At 70.1% G+C, this 17,183-nt stretch carries 18 protein-coding genes; 10 read left to right on the forward strand and 8 right to left on the reverse strand.

Going from position 1 to position 17,183, the window contains the following annotated elements; all coding sequences use genetic code 11:
- The first annotated feature begins 37 nt into the window (after nt 1-37).
- The 5 genes from AMYNI_RS0120515 (at nt 38) to groL (ending at nt 5,023) form a co-directional block, all read left to right on the forward strand.
- Nucleotides 38-715: a TIGR00266 family protein gene (locus AMYNI_RS0120515; protein ID WP_020669922.1), complete on the forward strand. Its 678-nt coding sequence runs from the start codon at nt 38-40 to the stop codon at nt 713-715.
- A gap of 17 nt (nt 716-732) precedes the next feature.
- Entirely contained in the window at nt 733-1,344 is a 612-nt protein-coding gene (locus tag AMYNI_RS0120520; RefSeq protein WP_020669923.1) for an AIM24 family protein, read from the forward strand.
- An 82-nt stretch (nt 1,345-1,426) separates the two neighbouring features.
- Entirely contained in the window at nt 1,427-1,630 is a 204-nt protein-coding gene (locus AMYNI_RS0120525; RefSeq protein WP_020669924.1) for a cold-shock protein, read from the forward strand.
- Between the two features lie 63 nt (nt 1,631-1,693).
- Nucleotides 1,694-3,139, forward strand: a complete 1,446-nt coding sequence (locus AMYNI_RS0120530; protein WP_211225498.1) for a serine/threonine-protein kinase — start codon at nt 1,694-1,696, stop codon at nt 3,137-3,139.
- Nucleotides 3,140-3,391: 252 nt separating this feature from the next.
- Nucleotides 3,392-5,023, forward strand: a complete 1,632-nt coding sequence (gene groL, locus AMYNI_RS0120535) for a chaperonin GroEL (protein ID WP_020669926.1) — start codon at nt 3,392-3,394, stop codon at nt 5,021-5,023.
- Between the two features lie 133 nt (nt 5,024-5,156).
- Here the strand turns inward: groL and AMYNI_RS0120540 are convergent, their stop codons facing one another.
- Nucleotides 5,157-5,378 carry a PspC domain-containing protein gene (locus AMYNI_RS0120540; RefSeq protein ID WP_020669927.1) on the reverse strand — a complete coding sequence of 74 codons (222 nt, stop codon included), beginning with the start codon at nt 5,376-5,378 and terminating at the stop codon, nt 5,157-5,159.
- Nucleotides 5,379-5,537: 159 nt separating this feature from the next.
- On the opposite strand from AMYNI_RS0120540, the gene AMYNI_RS0120545 reads away from it, so the two are divergent.
- Together AMYNI_RS0120545 and AMYNI_RS0120550 are read left to right on the forward strand one after the other, a co-directional pair.
- A complete protein-coding gene (locus AMYNI_RS0120545; protein WP_020669928.1) occupies nt 5,538-7,208 on the forward strand; it encodes a M14 family zinc carboxypeptidase in 1,671 nt (556 codons plus the stop codon).
- Nucleotides 7,208-8,005, forward strand: a complete 798-nt coding sequence (locus AMYNI_RS0120550; protein WP_020669929.1) for a transporter substrate-binding domain-containing protein — start codon at nt 7,208-7,210, stop codon at nt 8,003-8,005. The genes AMYNI_RS0120545 and AMYNI_RS0120550 overlap by 1 nt, the downstream gene beginning before the upstream one ends.
- A gap of 47 nt (nt 8,006-8,052) precedes the next feature.
- Here the strand turns inward: AMYNI_RS0120550 and AMYNI_RS0120555 are convergent, their stop codons facing one another.
- Nucleotides 8,053-9,006 (reverse strand): o-succinylbenzoate synthase, encoded by a 954-nt coding sequence (locus AMYNI_RS0120555; protein ID WP_020669930.1) that lies wholly within the window; start codon nt 9,004-9,006, stop codon nt 8,053-8,055.
- 87 nt (nt 9,007-9,093) lie between these two features.
- Between AMYNI_RS0120555 and AMYNI_RS0120560 the strand changes: the two genes are divergently transcribed.
- Entirely contained in the window at nt 9,094-9,672 is a 579-nt protein-coding gene (locus AMYNI_RS0120560) for a type 1 glutamine amidotransferase domain-containing protein (protein ID WP_026360703.1), read from the forward strand.
- Nucleotides 9,673-9,675: 3 nt separating this feature from the next.
- On the opposite strand, the gene AMYNI_RS0120565 is transcribed toward AMYNI_RS0120560, so the two are convergent.
- The 4 genes from AMYNI_RS0120565 to AMYNI_RS0120580 form a co-directional block, all read right to left on the reverse strand.
- Complete coding sequence (locus AMYNI_RS0120565) at nt 9,676-10,383, reverse strand: nitroreductase family protein (RefSeq protein ID WP_020669932.1); 708 nt, start codon at nt 10,381-10,383, stop codon at nt 9,676-9,678.
- A gap of 71 nt (nt 10,384-10,454) precedes the next feature.
- Entirely contained in the window at nt 10,455-11,291 is an 837-nt protein-coding gene (locus tag AMYNI_RS0120570; protein ID WP_026360704.1) for a DUF72 domain-containing protein, read from the reverse strand.
- A 35-nt stretch (nt 11,292-11,326) separates the two neighbouring features.
- Nucleotides 11,327-12,088, reverse strand: a complete 762-nt coding sequence (locus tag AMYNI_RS0120575) for a DUF4253 domain-containing protein (RefSeq protein ID WP_020669934.1) — start codon at nt 12,086-12,088, stop codon at nt 11,327-11,329.
- Nucleotides 12,089-12,153: 65 nt separating this feature from the next.
- Complete coding sequence (locus AMYNI_RS0120580) at nt 12,154-12,780, reverse strand: TetR/AcrR family transcriptional regulator (protein WP_020669935.1); 627 nt, start codon at nt 12,778-12,780, stop codon at nt 12,154-12,156.
- Between the two features lie 106 nt (nt 12,781-12,886).
- On the opposite strand from AMYNI_RS0120580, the gene AMYNI_RS0120585 reads away from it, so the two are divergent.
- Entirely contained in the window at nt 12,887-13,738 is an 852-nt protein-coding gene (locus AMYNI_RS0120585; protein WP_020669936.1) for an SGNH/GDSL hydrolase family protein, read from the forward strand.
- 117 nt (nt 13,739-13,855) lie between these two features.
- Here AMYNI_RS0120585 and AMYNI_RS0120590 read toward each other — a convergent pair whose 3' ends face one another.
- Nucleotides 13,856-15,502, reverse strand: a complete 1,647-nt coding sequence (locus AMYNI_RS0120590; protein WP_020669937.1) for a DNA repair helicase XPB — start codon at nt 15,500-15,502, stop codon at nt 13,856-13,858.
- A gap of 80 nt (nt 15,503-15,582) precedes the next feature.
- Here AMYNI_RS0120590 and AMYNI_RS47325 point away from each other — a divergent pair, with 80 nt between their 5' ends.
- The gene (locus tag AMYNI_RS47325) at nt 15,583-16,197 is read left to right on the forward strand and encodes an LppU/SCO3897 family protein (RefSeq protein ID WP_157357421.1); all 615 of its coding nucleotides are present in this window, start codon (nt 15,583-15,585) and stop codon (nt 16,195-16,197) included.
- A 4-nt stretch (nt 16,198-16,201) separates the two neighbouring features.
- Here AMYNI_RS47325 and AMYNI_RS0120600 read toward each other — a convergent pair whose 3' ends face one another.
- A complete protein-coding gene (locus tag AMYNI_RS0120600; RefSeq protein ID WP_020669939.1) occupies nt 16,202-17,182 on the reverse strand; it encodes an ABC transporter substrate-binding protein in 981 nt (326 codons plus the stop codon).
- Nucleotide 17,183 lies beyond the last annotated feature (1 nt).

Here is a 17,183-nt window from a genome sequence, read left to right on the forward strand (position 1 = left end):
ACTCTCCGGGCGCACAGGCCGTTCAGGGGAGAGGTTCATGCAGGTCCGTATCCGCCACCAGCCGTCGTTCGCCGTGGCCAGGCTGATGCTCCAGCCCGGTGAGCCGGCTCAGGTCGAGTCGGGGGCGATGCTCGCGACGAGCTACGGGGTCCACGTCCAGTCGCAGTCGCAGGGCGGCGTGATGAAGGGCCTCGGGCGCGCCTTCCTCAGTGGCGAGTCGTTCTTCATCTCCACCTACACGGCACCGCAGAACGGCGGCTGGGTGGACGTGGCCGCGAACCTGCCCGGCGACCTGCAGGTGCTCAACCTGGACGGCCGCACCGGCTGGTGCGTGACAAGGGGCTCCTGGCTGGCCTCCTCGCACGGCGTGCAGACGGAGACCCGCTGGGGCGGTTTCGGCAAGCTCTTCGGCGGCGAAGGCGGCTTCCTCACCCACGCCACCGGACAGGGCCAGCTGGTGGTCGCCTGCTACGGCGCGCTGGAGGCGGTCACCCTGCAGCCCGGCGAGATGATCACCATCGACTCCGGGCACGTGGTGGCTTACGCGGACACCGTGCAGTCGCAGACCCGCAAGGTCGCCTCCGGCATGATCCAGTCGCTGAAGAGCGGTGAAGGACTCGTGTTCGACTTCGCCGGACCGGGCCAGGTGCTGACCCAGACCCGCAACCCGTCCGGCCTCGCCGCCTGGGTGATCGCCCAGGTACCGGCGCGCTGACGACGGGGAGAAGCGCAGTGGAGGTGCACACCCGGCACACGCCCGCGTTCGGGGTGGCCCGCGTGGTGCTGCGGCCGGGTGAGGCGGTGCAGGCCGGCCCGGACACCATGCTGGCGACCAGTTTCGGGGTGACCGAGGTGTCCGCGTCCCGTGGCGGGATCCGCGCGCAGGGCAAGCCGGGGCCCTCGGTGTTCACCGCCCCGGCCGAGGGCGGCTGGATCGACCTGGCCCCGGCCGGCGCCGGTGATGTCTACCCGCTGGAGTTCGACGGCAAGACCGGCTGGTGCGTGGCCAAGGACGCGTTCCTGGCCAGGCCGGCCACGGTCCGCACGGACCACGGCTGGCCGGGGTTGCAGGCATTGTTCGGCGGGGACTCCGGTTTCCTCGAGCACTACAGCGGGGTCGGCCCGCTGCTGCTGGCCTGCGCCGGCCCGGTGGACGCGTTCAAGCTGGGCGCGCGCGAGGTGATCACGCTGCGGCCCGGCTTCCTGCTCGCCTACCCGGACACCGTGCAGTGCCGGTTGCGCGCGGTCGACCCGTCCGGCCCGCAGTCGGTGCGCACCGGCGAGGGGCTGGTGCTCGACTTCGCCGGCCCCGGCACCGTGCTGGTGCAGGCCCGCAAGGCCTGACTTTCAGCGCAAATGGGGCATTGCTGAGGCCCGTTCTTCGGGTAGCGTGATCGAAGATTTTGCCGGTCGCAAGGAGGACGCCGTGGCTGTCGGCACGGTCAAGTGGTTCAACTCGGAAAAGGGCTACGGGTTCATCGAATCCCCGGAAGGCCCGGATGTGTTCGTGCACTACTCGGCCATCCAGTCGGACGGGTTCCGCACCCTCGACGAAGGGGACCGGGTGGAGTTCGAAGTGCAGGCCGGCCGGGACGGCCGCAGCCAGGCCGCGGACGTGCGGAAGGTATAAGCCCCGTCGCGATAAGCACCAACCCCCAGCGGCCCCGGAACAGCGGGCGTTAGGCTGCGCAGCGTGACAGGCGATGTGTCGGGGGACCTCACCGGTCGCCGGCTCGGCAACTACCGCATTGACGGTGTGCTGGGCAAGGGCGGCATGAGCGTGATGTACAAGGCCACCGACGTGCGTCTCGGGCGCAAGGTGGCGCTGAAGGTGATCGGCGATCACCTCGGCGCCGACGCCGAGTTCCGGGAACGGTTCGTCGACGAGGCCCGCAACACCTCCGCGATCGACCATGCCAACGTGGTGCCGCTCTACGACTTCGGCGAGCTCGACGGCATGCTCTACATCGCCATGCGGCTGGTCGACGGGCCCGATCTGGCGAGCTTGATCGGGGGCAGCCCGATGGCCCCGGACCGCGCGCTCAAGCTGCTCGACCAGGTCGCCGACGCGCTGGACAGCCTGCACAGCCGCGGACTGGTGCACCTCGACGTCAAACCGGCCAACGTGCTGGTCACCTCGCGCGAGTCCGCCCGCGAGCACGTCTACGTCGCCGACTTCGGGCTGACCAGGCGGGGCGCCACCGGGCACCGCACCAGGGGTGGGGACTTCCTCGGCTCGCCGACCTACGCCGCGCCGGAGCACCTGCGCGGCGAGCCGCTGGACGGTCGCACCGACCAGTACGCGCTGGCCTGCGTGCTCTACGCCTGTCTCACCGGCAACCCGCCCTACCAGGGTGACGTGCCGGCCGTGATCAAGGGCCATCTCGGTGGCGAGCCGTTGTCGGTGGCTCGCGCCGGTGGGCTGCCGCCCGCGATCGACGAGGTCATCCGCAAGGGCATGGCCAAGAACCCGACCGACCGCTACAGCGGCTGCGGGGAGCTGATCGCGGCCGCCCGCCAGGCGATCGCGCGGCCGGAACCGCAGGCCGCCGGGGGTGCCGGCCACCCGGTGCAACACGGAGAGGGCGGCCAGATGCATCCGTACGGGCAGCAGCCGGGCAATCCGCAGTTCGGCCACGGCCAGCCGGGTCAGCAGCCCCAGCCGGGACAACAGCAGCCCCAGCCGGGGCAGGGCCAGTACCGGCCCGCGCCGGGCTATCCGCAGCAGGGACCGCAGCAGGGACCGCCGCCGGGCTACGGCGGGCCCCCGCCGGGTTTCGGCACGCCGCCGCACGGCCAGCCGCAGCAGGGACCGCCGCCCGGTTACCGCCCACCGCCGGCCGACCCGGTCCGGGTCCGCCCGCCCGCCCCGGCCAGCGGGGCCGGCGCGTTCTCCAAGGGCAAGAGCAGCGGCACGAAATGGGTGTGGATCGCGATCGCCGCCGTGGTGGTGGTCGGCGCGGTGATCACGGTCATCCTGCTGATGAGCGGGGGCGACGACAAGCCTGCTCCTTCGACGCCGAACAGCCCGGCTCCGGAAATCCCGGTCGGACCGGGCGGCTCGCAGCCGAACACGCCTTCCGCGCCTCGTTCGAACAACCCGCCGCCCACCTCGATTCCGATCAGGCCCTCCAGCTGAGCGGTGCTGACCAGGGCTTCTTGCACTCGCAGACGGAGAGTGCTAAAACCGGGGTTAGCACTCGGCACCGTCGAGTGCCAAGCGAATGATCACCGATCGTTCGCTTGAAGGTCGGGACGGTGAGGCTGCACTGTCCGGGGGGAACCCGGTGGTGAAGTCGTCCGTCGCGGGCACCGAGCCTGGCCGAGGACGTGTCCTGCTGCCCCAGCCGTTTCGCGGGGGCAGCGCCCAATACCGGAGGACCACACCGCAATGGCCAAACTGATCGCGTTCGACGAGGACGCCCGCCGTGGTCTTGAGCGCGGCCTGAACACCCTCGCCGAAGCCGTCAAGGTGACGCTTGGCCCTCGTGGCCGCAACGTCGTGCTCGAAAAGAAGTGGGGCGCGCCGACCATCACCAACGACGGTGTCTCCATCGCCAAGGAGATCGAGCTCGAGGACCCGTGGGAGAAGATCGGGGCCGAGCTCGTCAAGGAAGTTGCCAAGAAGACCGACGATGTCGCTGGTGACGGCACTACCACCGCCACCGTGCTGGCCCAGGCTCTCGTCCGCGAGGGTCTGCGCAACGTCGCCGCCGGTGCCGACCCCATCGCACTCAAGCGCGGGATCGAGCAGGCCGTCGAGGCCGTCACCGAGCAGCTGCACAAGGCCGCCGTGCAGATCGAGACCAAGGAGCAGATCGCTGCTACCGCCTCGATCTCCGCCGCCGACCGCACCATCGGTGAGCTGATCGCCGAGGCGCTGGACAAGGTCGGCAAGGAAGGCGTCGTCACCGTCGAGGAGAGCAACACCTTCGGCCTCGAGCTCGAGCTCACCGAGGGTATGCGCTTCGACAAGGGCTACATCTCCGGTTACTTCGTGACCGACCCGGAGCGTCAGGAAGCCGAGCTGGAGGACCCCTACGTCCTGCTGTACGGCTCGAAGATCTCCAACGTCAAGGACGTGCTGCCGCTGCTGGAGAAGGTCATCCAGTCCGGCAAGCCGCTGCTGATCATCGCCGAGGACGTCGAGGGCGAGGCGCTGGCCACCCTGGTCGTCAACAAGATCCGCGGCACCTTCAAGTCCGTGGCCGTCAAGGCCCCCGGCTTCGGTGACCGCCGCAAGGCGATCCTGCAGGACATCGCCACCCTCACCGGTGGCCAGGTGATCAGCGAGGACGTCGGTCTCAAGCTGGAGAACGCCGACCTGTCGCTGCTGGGCCGGGCCCGCAAGGCCGTCATCACCAAGGACGAGACGACCATCGTCGAAGGTGCCGGCGACGCGGACCAGATCCAGGGCCGGGTCAACCAGATCCGCGCGGAGATCGAGAACTCGGACTCCGACTACGACCGCGAGAAGCTCCAGGAGCGCCTGGCGAAGCTGGCCGGCGGCGTGGCCGTCATCAAGGCCGGTGCCGCCACCGAGGTCGAGCTCAAGGAGCGCAAGCACCGCATCGAGGACGCGGTGCGCAACGCCAAGGCCGCCGTCGAGGAGGGCATCGTCGCCGGTGGTGGCGTGGCTCTGCTCCAGGCTGCCGAGACCGCCTTCGCCGGCCTCAAGCTCGAGGGCGACGAGGCGACCGGTGCCAACATCGTGAAGGTTGCGGTTGAGGCTCCGCTCAAGCAGATCGCGGTCAACGCCGGCCTCGAAGGCGGCGTTGTGGTGGAGAAGGTCAAGGGTCTGCCCCAGGGGCACGGCCTGAACGCCGCCACCGGCGTGTACGAGGACCTGCTGGCGGCCGGTGTGCCGGACCCGACCAAGGTCACCCGTTCCGCGCTGCAGAACGCCGCTTCCATCGCGGCGCTGTTCCTGACCACCGAGGCCGTTGTGGCCGACAAGCCGGAGAAGGCGTCCGCGGCTCCCGCGGGCGACCCGTCCGGTGGCATGGGTGGCATGGACTTCTGAGTTCAGTCGGCGAAAAGCCCGGATGCGCACTCCGCGCATCCGGGCTTTTCGTTTTCGCGCCCCCGGTGTTCCCGGCCGGCCGGTCACCAGCACCCCCAGTACGGTGATGTCCGCCCCTCGCGCTGACGGGCGGTCAGCCGGTCTCGTCCTCCGGCATCAGGATCCAGCAGGCCGCGTAGATCAGCACCGGCGTGCCGATGCCGAAGATGGTGGCCGCCACCAGCAGGATCCGCAGTAGCGCGGCGTCCACGCCGAGCATCTTGGCCCAGCCGCCGCACACCCCGGCGACCATCTTGTCGCTGGAGCTCCGGCGAAGCTTCTTCTTGGTTTCCGGGGAGTACACGTTGTTCGTCATGGCTCAATGCTCGCCCGCCGGGCGGCATGGTCACATCCGGGAACGACCCGGAACGAACCCCGAGGTTCACCCCTGAGGTTTGCCTCCCAATGGACCTTTTGTGTCGCTAACTAACCGGTCTAGCTTGTGATCAGGCTGGGTCTGACACGGAGGTGGGCTATGCGGGTTCGGTTCAGACGTGCGGGACTGTTCGCCGGGCTGGTGGCGATGGCGGCGGGCGGCCTGACCGCCACCGCCGCGGCGCAACCGGCGCCGGGTGGATCGGAGGCCGTTTCACTGGTGCGGGTCAGCACCCCGACCGACGCGGAGGCGAACCGGCTGGCCGCCACCGGCGCGGACGTGGCGGAGCATCGCGGCCCGAACTACCTGGACGTCTACGCGCACGGCCAGGCCGACCTCCAGCGCCTCACCGCGGCCGGTTTCGGCTACTCCGTGGTGGTCGGCGACCTGGTGGCGCACACCAGGAAGCTGCTCGCCGAGGACGAGGCCAGGGCACGCGTCCTGGCGCCGTCGCCGTTGCCGACCGGGCGCAACACCTACCGCACCTACGCCGACTACGGCACCGAGCTGGCCGGGCTGGCGGCGGAGCGGCCCGACCTGGTTCGTCCCATCGACCTGCCGCACAAGTCCTTGCTGGGCAAGAAGATTCCCGCCGTCGAGATCGGCCGTGCCGTGGCGGTCGACGACGGCAGGCCGGTGTTCCTGCTGGTGGGCACCCACCACGCACGCGAGTGGCCGACCGCCGAGATCGCCATGGAGTTCGCCACCGAACTGGTCCGGGGCGAAGGCGAGGACCCGAGGATCACCGGGCTGCTGTCCCAGGCGCGGATCATCGTGGTGCCGGTGGTGAACGCGGACGGCTACGACATCTCCCGCAGCTACATCACCGAGTACAAGCGCAAGAACTGCCGCGTCACCGACGGCGCCGTGCCCACCCCCGCCCAGTGCGCGGACGCGGACAACGCGCAGCTCGGTGTGGACCTCAACCGGAACTACGGCGGGAACTGGGGCGGTTCCGGCGCCAGCACCAGCCTGACCAGCCAGACCTACCGCGGTGCCGGCCCGTTCTCCGAGCCGGAGGTGCGCAACGTGGTCGAGCTGGCCTCCACCCGCCAGGCCACCTCGGTGCAGAGCCTGCACAACTACGGTGCGCTGGTGCTGCGCCCACCGCAGCAGGCGGCCACCCCGCTGACCGCCGACGAGACCGCCTACTCGGCCATCGGCGGACGGCTCGGCGAGGCCAGCGGCTACCGCAGCATCCCGTCGTACCAGCTCTACGACACCAGCGGCAGCACCGGCGAATGGTCGTACTTCACCACCGGCGGCTTCGGTTTCGAGTTCGAGCTCGGCGGCGACAACTTCCACATCCCCTACCAGCAGGGCGTGATCGACCAGTACTTCGGCACCGGTTCGGTGACCAACGCGCAGGGCGGCGTGCGCGAGGCGCTGCTGCGCCAGTTCGGGGTTGCGGCGGACCGCGGCTACCACTCGGTGCTCACCGGGAACGCGCCCGCCGGCGCGAAGCTGAGCGTGCAGAAGACCTTCACCCAGTACACCGCGCCGGTGCAGCGGCCGGACGGCAGCAGCGGCCCCCGGCTGCCGTTCACCAGCAGGCTGAGCTCGTCGATGACCGCGCCAGCCGGCACGTTCAGCTGGGACGTGAACCCGTCGATCCGGCCGGACCGCACCGGGCACACCATCGCGGAGAACTGGACGCTGAAATGCGCGAAGCCGGACGGTACGGTGCTGCAGACCGTGCAGGTGCAGGTGGCACGCGGCGAACGCGTGTCCGTGGACCTCGGCAGGTGTCGGGCGAAATGGGGTAGTTGATGCGATCGAAGTTCGCCGCGGCCGGGCTGGTGCTGCTGGCGGTGCTGGGTTTCGGCACCGCCAGCGCGGGCACCGATTCCTCTGGCGGGCCGCGCAGCAGGCTGGATCTGGTGCTGCAGCGCGGTGAGGTGAAGGTGTGCAGCACCGGGGACTACCGGCCGTTCACCTACCTGGACCCGGCCACCGGGCAGTGGAGCGGGATCGACCTGGAGCTGGCCGCCGACCTGGCGCAGCGGCTCGGCGTCCGGGCGACCATCGTGCCGACCACCTGGAAGACCCTGATGGACGACCTCGGCCGCAAGTGCGACCTTGGCATGGGCGGGATTTCGGTGACCCTGGACCGGGCGAAGGCGGGTTTCTTCAGCGAGCCGTACCTGCGGGACGGCAAGACCCCGATCACCCGTTGCGAGAACGCCGGGCGGTTCCAGACACTGGCCCAGATCGACCAGCCGGGCGTGCGCGCGATCGTCAACCCCGGCGGCACGAACGAGCAGTTCGCGGACGCCAACCTGAAGCAGGCCACCATCGTGCGGCATCCGGACAACAACACGATTTTCCAGGAGGTCATCGCCGGCAGGGCGGACCTGATGATCACCGACGCCACCGAGACGCGGTGGCAGGCCAAACAGCATCCGGAGCTGTGCGCGGTGCACCCGGACCAGCCGTTCACCTTCTCGGAGAAGGCCTATCTGCTGCCGCGCGGGGACGTGGTGCTGCAGGAGTGGGTCGACCAGTGGCTGCACCTGGCCCTCAACGACGGCACCTTCACCCGCATCACCACCCCCTGGCTCGGCTGACCCGCACGAGCCCAACGTGACGTTTGGCTCGTTCTATTGGCCAAACGTCACGTTGGGCCGTTTCCGTGCGCGGCCAGCCGGACGCGGTCGAGGCGGGTGAGCCACCAGGTGCGGGCGGGTTCGCCCGCCGCCACCGCGTCGATCAGGTCCGGCTCGGGCGCGCGTTCCGGCACCGGCAGGTAACCGTCCACAGGGGACAGTGACTGGGTGCTGACATCGCCTTCCAGCAAGGAGATCGTGCCGAGCCCGCAGGCGAAATCCAGCTCCGGGATGGCGCCGGCCAGTGCCAGTTCGGCGGCGAGGCCGACACTGGACTCCACCGCCGAGGACACCACGCACGGCAGCCCGCAGGCCTCGGCGACCTCCAGCGCGCGGCGCACCCCGCCCAGCGGCGCGGCCTTCAGCACCGCGATGTCCGCGGCCCCGGCCACCGCCACCCGCAACGGGTCCTCGGCGCGGCGGATCGACTCGTCCGCGGCGATCCGCACGTCCACCCGGCGTCGCACCGCGGCCAGCTCCTCGATCGTGACGCACGGCTGCTCGACGTACTCCAGCCCTTCGGCGGCCCGGTCCAGGTCGCCGATCGCGGCCACCGCGGCGTCCACGTCCCACGCGGTGTTGGCGTCCACCCGGATCGCCCCGGTGGACCCGAGCGCGGCCCGCACCGCGGCGACCCGGTCGCAGTCGTCGGACGCCGAGGAGCGCGGGTCGGCCACCTTCACCTTCGCGGTCCGGCAGCCCGAGGCGGCGACCAGTTCGTAGGCGCGTTCCGGGGTGACCACCGGCACCGTGGTGTTCACCTCCACCCGGCTGCGCACCGGGGCGGGCCAGCCGAGTTCGGCGGCCTCCATCGCGGCGGCCAGCCAGGGCGCGCACTCGGTGTCGGTGTAGTCGCTGAACGGGCAGAACTCGCCCCAGCCGGCCGCGCCGCGGATCAGCACACCCTCCCGGACCGTGATCGCCCGGAACCGGTCTCGCATGCCGATGGCGTAGACGTGCATGGGGCGAGCTTAGGCGCCTGCCGTCGGATGTTTCGGACCAGCCGGGCGCCGGGTACACCCCGTCCGGAACCAAGATCGAAGGGAGTGTTGGCCGTGCCGGACACTTTGGCCGGACGTCGCGTCGCTTTTCTGGTCGCGCCGGAGGGAATCGAGCAGGTCGAGCTGACCGAGCCGTGGCAGGCGGTCAAGGACGCCGGTGGCGTGCCGGAGCTGGTGTCCACCGACTCGGGCAAGGTGCAGGCCTTCAACCACCTGGACAAGGCGGACACTTTCGAGGTGGACAAGGTGGTCACCGATGTTTCCGCCGACGACTACGACGCGCTGGTGCTGCCGGGCGGCGTGGCGAACCCGGACCACCTGCGCACGGTGCCCGCGGCGGTGCGCTTCGCGGGCGACTTCTTCGCCCAGCGGAAGCCGGTGGCCGCGATCTGCCACGCGCCGTGGACCCTCATCGAGGCCGACGTGGTGCGGGGCCGCCGAATGACCTCCTGGCCGAGCCTGCAAACCGACCTGCGCAACGCCGGCGCCGAATGGGTCGACGAGCAGGTCGTGGTGGACTCCGGTTTCGTCACCAGCCGCAACCCCGGTGACCTGCCCGCTTTCTGCGCCAAGCTGGTGGAAGAGGTCGCCGAGGGCAAGCACCGGGCGCAGGCCCGCAGCGCCTGAGGCCTACCGGCGGACCAGCACCTGGTCCAGGGACTTCCGCCGGATGTCCGGCACCACGCAGTCCTCGGCGGGGTAGCCGACCGGGATCACCGCGAACGCCTTCTCGTTGCGCGGCCGGTCGAGCACCTCGCCGAGAAAGCGCATCGGGGACGGGGTGTGCGTGAGCGCGGCCAGGCCGGCCACGTGCAGCGAGGTGAGCAGCATGCCGACCGCGATGCCCACCGACTCGTCCACGTAGTAGTGCTTGTGCGTGCTGCCGTCCTCTTCGAGGTAGTACCGCTGCTGGAAGACCACGATCAGATAGGGCGCGTCGGTGAGGTGCGGCTTGTCCGCGTCCGTGCCAAGCGGCCGCAGCGCGGAGAGCCACTCCTCGCCCAGCCTGCCCTGGTAGGAGATCCGTTCTTCTTCCTCGGCCGCTGCCCTGATCTGCTTGCGCAGGCCGGGGTCCTCGACCAGCACGAAGGTCCACGGCTGCTGGTGCGCGCCGCTGGGCGCGGTGGACGCGGTCGCGATGGCGTCCAGCACCACCTGCTCGGGCACCGGTTCGGTGGAGAACATGCGCACCGTGCGCCGGGCCTCCATCCGCTGCCGCAGGTCCGCGGAGTTGCGGAGTGACTCTTCGGCCGGCATCCGGGCCGGGCGGTAGGGCACCGGCTGATACGGCTCGCCGTAGATGGGCGCCCATTCACCGGCTGGCTGTGAGGTCGTCATAGCGGCGATTGTGGCAACGGCAAACTCCCGGCGAAAGGGTATGCGCCCGATTGCCGGAACCTGGCGTCCGTTCAGCGGACACCCTCCGGGCCGGTGCCGACCAGCTCCGCCAGCGTCATGGCGTCGCCCGGCGCCTTCACCTTGATGTCGTTGTCGAAGTAGACGAACACGTCCTGGTGTTGCTTGCCGGCCCAATGCTCGACCTTCGCTGCCCACTTCTTCAGCGCGCTCTTCGGGTACCCGCTCGCGTACAGCTCCTCATCTCCGTGCAGCCGGACGTACATCAGGTCCGAGGTGACCGCCTCGAGCTGCGGCCAGGTGCCGGCGGAATCGGCAACGACCAGGGCGATTCCGTTGTCCCGCAAGAGTTTCCTGCACTCGTCGGTATCGAAACTGGGGTGCCGCACCTCCAGTGCGTGCCGGACCGGCCGGTTCCTTCCCGCCTCGGTATGGGGCTCTCCCTTCAGTTTGCCGTCGTGCCGCCGAGCCAGCTTCGCGGCTTCCTTGGTGTTCCGGGGCAGCAGCCCGAAGAACTCGGTGAGCCGATCCGGGTCGAACTCCAGCCGTGGCGGCAGCTGCCACAGCATCGGCCCGAGCTTCTCGCCCAGCGCGAGCACACCCGAGGCGAAGAAGTTGGCCAGCGGCACCTCGCAGTCCCGCAACCGCTTCAGATGCGTGATGAACCGCCCGCCCTTCACCGCGAACACGAAGTCCTCGGGGGTCTGCTCGAACCAGCCGCGGTAGCGCTCCGGTCGTTGCAGCGAGTAGAACGAGCCGTTGATCTCGACCGTGTTCACCCGGCGCGACAGGTACTCCAGCTCCCGCCGCCGGACGAGGCCCTTGGGGTAGAAGGTGCCCCGCCACGGCGGGTAGAGCCAGCCCGACGTACCGACTCGTTTCTCCGCGATCGCCGGTCACCTCCCTTTGTCGGAGGGATACCCGCTCAGTCCCAGCTGAAGCGCCAGTGCCGCCGGTGCACCAGCCCGCCGGCGAACTCGCGCAGGTTGCCGGGCTGCCCGGTGAAGCTGGGCAGGCTGAACGCGCGGTGCTCGGCCGCCACCACCAGCGCCCTGCCCTGGTTCCGCGGCGGCGCCGAGACGGACAGCTCCAGCCGGTCGAAGCCGAGCACGATCAGCGTGGCGCCGAACCGGTCCTCCCAGCTGCGCAGCACCGAGGAGAGCTCGGCGACCTGGTCGGTCGACTTGATCATGCCGGTCCAGCCGAGCAGCGCGGGGATGTCGGCGGGCCGCTCGGTGTGCACCAGCCCGAGCCGGTGCGGACCGCGGGCGGCCAGCACCGACCCGGTGTTGCCCGCCTCCGCGAGCGGGTCGTCCTGCCGGCGGCCCGCCCGCCTCGCCAGCCCGGGGAACCCGTTGGTGAACGGGCGCAGGCAGGGGCCGCCGCAGCAGAGCGGGTCCCACCAGCGGGTCAGCACCTCGGCCGGGTCCGCGGCCTCGATCCGGTGCTCGGCCGGGGCGAGTCGGCCCCGATCGTCGATCCAGTCCTCGCCGTTCTCGGCGAACCGCGGGTCGTGCGGGATCAGCACCGGCCACAGCCCGGACCGCTCGTAGCCGGCCACGCAGGCCCGGTACTGCGCCGGATCGGCCAGATTCTCGTCCGACACCCATAGCCTGCCGTGCCAGCGGCCGGCCGGCAGGGAGGCTTCGGGCAGCGGGGTTTCCCAGTGCAGCGGCAGGACGGTCATGGTGCCCCCTTACTCGATGTTCGCCAACGCGTTCGAACACTAGTTCGAGGGTACGACAGTTTCCGTTAGCTTGTCGCGGCGATGTGCCGGATGAATTCGGCGAGCAGCCGGAGGCGCTGCTCGGCGAGCTCGGCCGGGAGGAAGACCGGCGCGAAGATCGCTTCGCCGTCGAAGGTGCTCAGCGCGGTGAACAGCAGCCCGAGCCGGGTGTGCTCGGTGAGCTCCTTGCGCACCGGGATGCTCAGCGCGGCGGCCGCGATCTCGGCGCCGTACCGCTCGACCGTGGGCGCCAGCCGGATGCGCAGTTCGTCGTCGGTGCGGGCCGCGACCACCAGCTCGTACCAGACCGCGCTGGTCGGGGATCTGGTCGCGGACCGCAGTAGCTGGAGCAGTTGGACGATCGACCCGACGTCGGTCAGGTCGACGGTCGCGCCGGTCAGCCGGGAGGTCACCTCGCGGACCTGCCGGTGGCCGGCCTCTTCGGCGGCCGCCACGATGACGTCCAGCCTGGTGTCGAAGTGGCGGAACAGCCCGCCGTGCGAGAGCCCGGCGCGCCGGGTGATCTCCTGGATCGTGGTGCGGGCGTAACCCACGTCGCCGATCGCTTCGATGGTGCCTTCGATCAGTTTGGCCACGGTGTTCTCGCGGCGGGACTGCTGGGTGCGCCGCGGGGCGGGGTCGTGCTGGGTCACGTCGTCCTCGGGTGTTGTCAGGGGCTTGTCGTCACGATACGGTTCGACCCGCGTTAGCGAGTGATCGATCGCAATCTAATTGTCACCTCACCGTCGAGGAGTGCCAATGCGCCGGGTTCTGACCGTTTTCGCCGCGGCGCTGGCCGCCGCCGCACTGACCGCGCCGGCCGCCTCGGCCGCGCCGGAGTTCGCGTCGTATGTCGCGCTCGGCGACTCGTACACCTCCGGGTCGCTGATCCCGAACCAGGTCGACCTGCTCTGCACCCGATCCGACCGCAACTACCCGTCGCTGGTCGCGGAGTCGCTGGAGCCGGGTGAGGTGACCGACGTCAGCTGCGGCGGCGCGACCACCGCGGACATGACGGCGAGCCAGTTGCTCACCTCCAACCCGCCGCAGTTCGACGCGCTGAAGCCGGACACCGAACTGGTCACGGTGGGCATCGGCGGCAACGACGTGCCCTTCGCCGAGGTGGTGCTCACCTGCGGCGGGATGGGCTTGCTGGTGCCGCACGGCTCGCCATGCAAGGACTTCTACACGTCGAGCGGGACCGACGGATTGGCCGAAAAGGTGCGTGCGGCCGGGGTGAAGGTCGGTGCGGTACTGGCCGGGATCCACCAGCGCTCGCCCCAGGCGAAGGTGGTGCTGGTCGGCTACCCGACCCTGCTGCCCGACGACGGCACGAACTGCTGGCCGCTGGTGCCGATCTCGGACGGCGACGCGCCCTACCTGCGGGACGTGACCAAGCTGCTCAACACCGTGCTGGCGGAACAGGCCGCCGCGCATGATGCGTCCTTTGTGGACACTTACCGCAGCAGCGTCGGGCACGACATGTGCAAGGCGCCCGGCGTGAAATGGGTGGAGGGCATCTTCCCGTCCGCACCGGCCGCTCCCGTGCACCCGAACGCCGCCGGAGCCAGGAATCAGGCCGCGCAGGTCCTCGACTCGCTCGGGTCGTAAAGCTTCTTACCCGGCGGCGTGCCCGCGAATGTGGGACTCGCCCGGTCCCAGTGTGGGACTCGCGGGGGCTGGGTGTGGGACTCGCGGGGGTTGGGTGTGGGACTCGCGGGGTGGGGGTCAGAGGGGGCGGAGGAGGTCGTCGGCGTCGACGATGGTGTAGGCGTAGCCCTGTTCGGCGAGGAAGCGCTGGCGGTGCGCGGCGTATTCGGTGTCCACGGTGTCCCGTGAGACGACCGAGTAGAAATGCGCCTGGCGGCCGTCGCCCTTGGGGCGCAGCAGGCGGCCGAGGCGTTGCGCCTCCTCCTGCCGGGAGCCGAAGGTGCCGGAGATCTGGATCGCGACGGACGCCTCCGGCAGGTCGATCGAGAAGTTCGCCACCTTGGACACCACCAGCGTGCCGATCTCGCCCCGGCGGAACTCGTCGAACAGCTTCTCCCGTTCCTTGTTCCGGGTGGACCCCTGGATCACCGGTGCGTCCAGTTCGACGCCGAGTTCCTCCAGCTGGTCGAGATAGGCGCCGATGACCAGCGTCGGCTCACCGGCGTGTTTGTCCACAATGGACTTGATCACCGCGGTCTTGGTGTGCGCGGTGGAAGCCAGCTTGTAGCGCTCCTCGGCCTCCGCGGTCGCGTACGCCAGCCGCTCGGCGTCGGTGAGGGTCACCCGCACCTCGATGCACTCCGCCGGCGCGATCCAGCCCTGCGCCTCGATGTCGCGCCACGGCACGTCGTAGCGCTTGGGGCCGATCAGCGAGAACACGTCACCCTCGCGGCCGTCCTCGCGCACCAGGGTGGCGGTCAACCCCAGCCGTCGCCGGGACTGCAGGTCGGCGGTCATCCGGAAGACCGGCGCGGGCAGCAGGTGCACCTCGTCGTACACCACCAGGCCCCAGTCGCGGGAGTCGAACAGCTCCAGGTGCCGGTACTCGCCCTTGGTCTTGCGGGTGACCACCTGGTAGGTGGCGATGGTGACCGGCCGGATCTCCTTCTTCTCCCCGGAGTACTCGCCGATCTCGTCCTCGGTCAGCGACGTGCGCGCCACCAGTTCGCGCTTCCACTGCCGTCCCGCCACCGTGTTGGTGACCAGGATCAGCGTGGTGGCCTGCGCCTCGGCCATCGCGGCCGCGCCGACCAGCGTCTTGCCGGCGCCGCAGGGCAGCACCACCACCCCGGAACCGCCGGCCCAGAACGCCCGCGCGGCCTGCCGCTGGTACTCCCGCAGCTGCCAGTCGGACTCGTCCAGCGAGATCGGATGCGCCTCGCCGTCCACATAACCGGCCAGGTCCTCGGCGGGCCAGCCCACCTTCAGCAGCGCCTGCTTCAGCCTGCCGCGCTCGGACGGGTGCACCAGCACCGTGTCGTCGTCGATCCTGGCGCCGAGCATCGGGCTGATCTTCTTGCTGCGCAGCACTTCTTCCAGCACCGCGCGGTCGATGGTGCTGAGCACCAGTCCGTGCGCGGGATGCTGGGTGATCTGCAGCCTGCCGAACCGGCCCATGGTGTCCACCACGTCGATCAGCAGCGGCTGCGGCACCGGGAACCGGGAGTAGCTGGTCAGCGCGTCGACCACCTGCTCGGCGTCGTGCCCGGCGGCGCGCGCGTTCCACAACGCGAGCGGGGTCACCCGGTAGGTGTGCACATGCTCCGGGGCGCGCTCGAGCTCGGCGAACGGGGCGATGGCGATCCTGGCGTCATCGGCCCGAGGGTGGTCGACCTCGAGCAGCACGGTCTTGTCGGACTGGACGATCAGCGGGCCATCGGTCACTCCACCTTTATACGTTCCACCCCCGACAGTGCCGCGCTGGGTGCGATGATGGACCGGCCTGAATGGGGGAGGCCGACATCGTGAGCACACCACCACAGCATGACCCGTACCCGCCGCCCGGCCTCCCGGTCCAGTACTGGCCGCAGCCCCCGCCGCCGGGCAAGCAGCCGTACACCACCGCCGCGAAGGTCGGCGTGGTGGCCGGGGTGCTCGGTTTCGCCGCGATGGTCGTGCTGGCCGTGCTGGTGTTCGTGCAGGCGGGCGGGACCTTCGCGACCCCGGAGGTGGGTGACTGCGTGCGCGTGCTGGTCGACGACCTGGAACACGGCGAGATCACCGACGTGGCCTGTTCCGACGAACTGGCGCTGTACCGGGTGCAGGACAAACACGAGGGCTACCGCGGGGGCTGCGGCGGCGACTACGCGCCGTTCACCGCCGGCGAGCCGGGCGAGGAGCTGCAGCTCACCCTGTGCATGGAGCTGAACGTGGCCGATGGCGAGTGCCTTACCGGTTTCGAGGACCGGACCAGTACCAGGAAGGTCGGGTGCGGCCGACCGGAGGCGAAGATGCAGGCGACCGTGCACGAACGGCTCGCGGAGCAGCTCCTCTGCTTGCCCGGCGACGACGCCTTCGTCTACCCCGGCCCGCCGGCGCGCACGGTCTGCCTCGGCGAGCTCCGCCTGACCAGCATCTAGCCCGTCAGGACAGGTTTCCCTTCGGTGGCAACATCGACTGCACGTCCAGCCGGTCGGTGAGCAGCCCCGAGCTGTGCATCAGGTCGGCGACCCGCTGCAGCCGAACGCCGTTGAGCGACGTGGGGTACGAGCCCAGCGCTACCAGCGCGGCCGTGGTCTCGTCGATACCGGCGATCGATGGCAGCGCCTGGCGCACCGTGGCCGGGTCGGCGGCCTGCTGCTGGGCGGCGCTGAGCACCTGCCGGAACAGCGCGAGGGTGTGCGGGTTCGCCTGCGCGAACGCGCCATTGGCCACATAACCGGACATCGGGAAGTTCAGCGTCGCGCCGCGCGCGCTGTCCACCAGAATCCGCGCGCCGAGTTCCTTGCCCGCCTTGGTGATGAACGGTTCGAGCAGCAGGGCCGCGTCCGCGTCCCCGCGCCGCAGCGCCTGCGGCATCTGCTCGAAGGGCCGCTGGATGAAACTGATCTTCGCCGGGTCCACCCCGGCCGGCACCAGCATCGAGCGCGCGGCCAGCGTGCCGAGGTCGTCCATCGTGTCCACCGCGATCACCGGTGCCTTCTTGCCGCCGGGATCGGTGTACTTCGAACCGGGCAAGGTCACCAGCGCCATGGTGAACGCGGCCGACGTGTACGCCTCGCCCTGGAGCTGCAGTCCGGCTTGACCGCCGGCGGCCGCCTTGAAAATGGCAGTGTCACTGCCGAACGCGACGTCCAGTTCACCGGAGGCGAGTTTGGCCAGCCCGTCCGCGTGACTTGGCTGTTCGACCAGTTCGATCCGGAGTCCGGCCCTGGCGAAACTGCCGTCGGCCACCGCGATCCGCAGCGGGGCGGTGTCCATCGCGCTGCCGACGCCCACTTTCAGGCTGGTGCGTTCGGGTGTGATCGGCGTCGCGGATTCCCGGCCGGAGAACAGTCCGCAGCCACTGAGCGTGCACAACGCGACTACCAGCAAGGTCGCGACGAGTCGCGTGCCGGTTCGCATG

Origin of the sequence: Amycolatopsis nigrescens CSC17Ta-90 (assembly GCF_000384315.1) — a bacterium.
Taxonomy (GTDB): Bacteria; Actinomycetota; Actinomycetes; order Mycobacteriales; family Pseudonocardiaceae; genus Amycolatopsis; species Amycolatopsis nigrescens.

What these genes read in the sequence shown, in the direction of transcription:
- AMYNI_RS0120515 (WP_020669922.1), top strand. Translation starts at nt 38, where the DNA reads ATGCAGGTCCGTATCCGCCACCAGCCGTCGTTCGCCGTGGCCAGGCTG.
- groL (WP_020669926.1), top strand. Translation starts at nt 3,392, where the DNA reads ATGGCCAAACTGATCGCGTTCGACGAGGACGCCCGCCGTGGTCTTGAG.
- AMYNI_RS0120540 (WP_020669927.1), bottom strand. Translation starts at nt 5,378, where the DNA reads ATGACGAACAACGTGTACTCCCCGGAAACCAAGAAGAAGCTTCGCCGG.
- AMYNI_RS0120545 (WP_020669928.1), top strand. Translation starts at nt 5,538, where the DNA reads ATGCGGGTTCGGTTCAGACGTGCGGGACTGTTCGCCGGGCTGGTGGCG.
- AMYNI_RS0120550 (WP_020669929.1), top strand. Translation starts at nt 7,208, where the DNA reads ATGCGATCGAAGTTCGCCGCGGCCGGGCTGGTGCTGCTGGCGGTGCTG.
- AMYNI_RS0120555 (WP_020669930.1), bottom strand. Translation starts at nt 9,006, where the DNA reads ATGCACGTCTACGCCATCGGCATGCGAGACCGGTTCCGGGCGATCACG.
- AMYNI_RS0120565 (WP_020669932.1), bottom strand. Translation starts at nt 10,383, where the DNA reads ATGACGACCTCACAGCCAGCCGGTGAATGGGCGCCCATCTACGGCGAG.
- AMYNI_RS0120575 (WP_020669934.1), bottom strand. Translation starts at nt 12,088, where the DNA reads ATGACCGTCCTGCCGCTGCACTGGGAAACCCCGCTGCCCGAAGCCTCC.
- AMYNI_RS0120585 (WP_020669936.1), top strand. Translation starts at nt 12,887, where the DNA reads ATGCGCCGGGTTCTGACCGTTTTCGCCGCGGCGCTGGCCGCCGCCGCA.
- AMYNI_RS0120600 (WP_020669939.1), bottom strand. Translation starts at nt 17,182, where the DNA reads ATGCGAACCGGCACGCGACTCGTCGCGACCTTGCTGGTAGTCGCGTTG.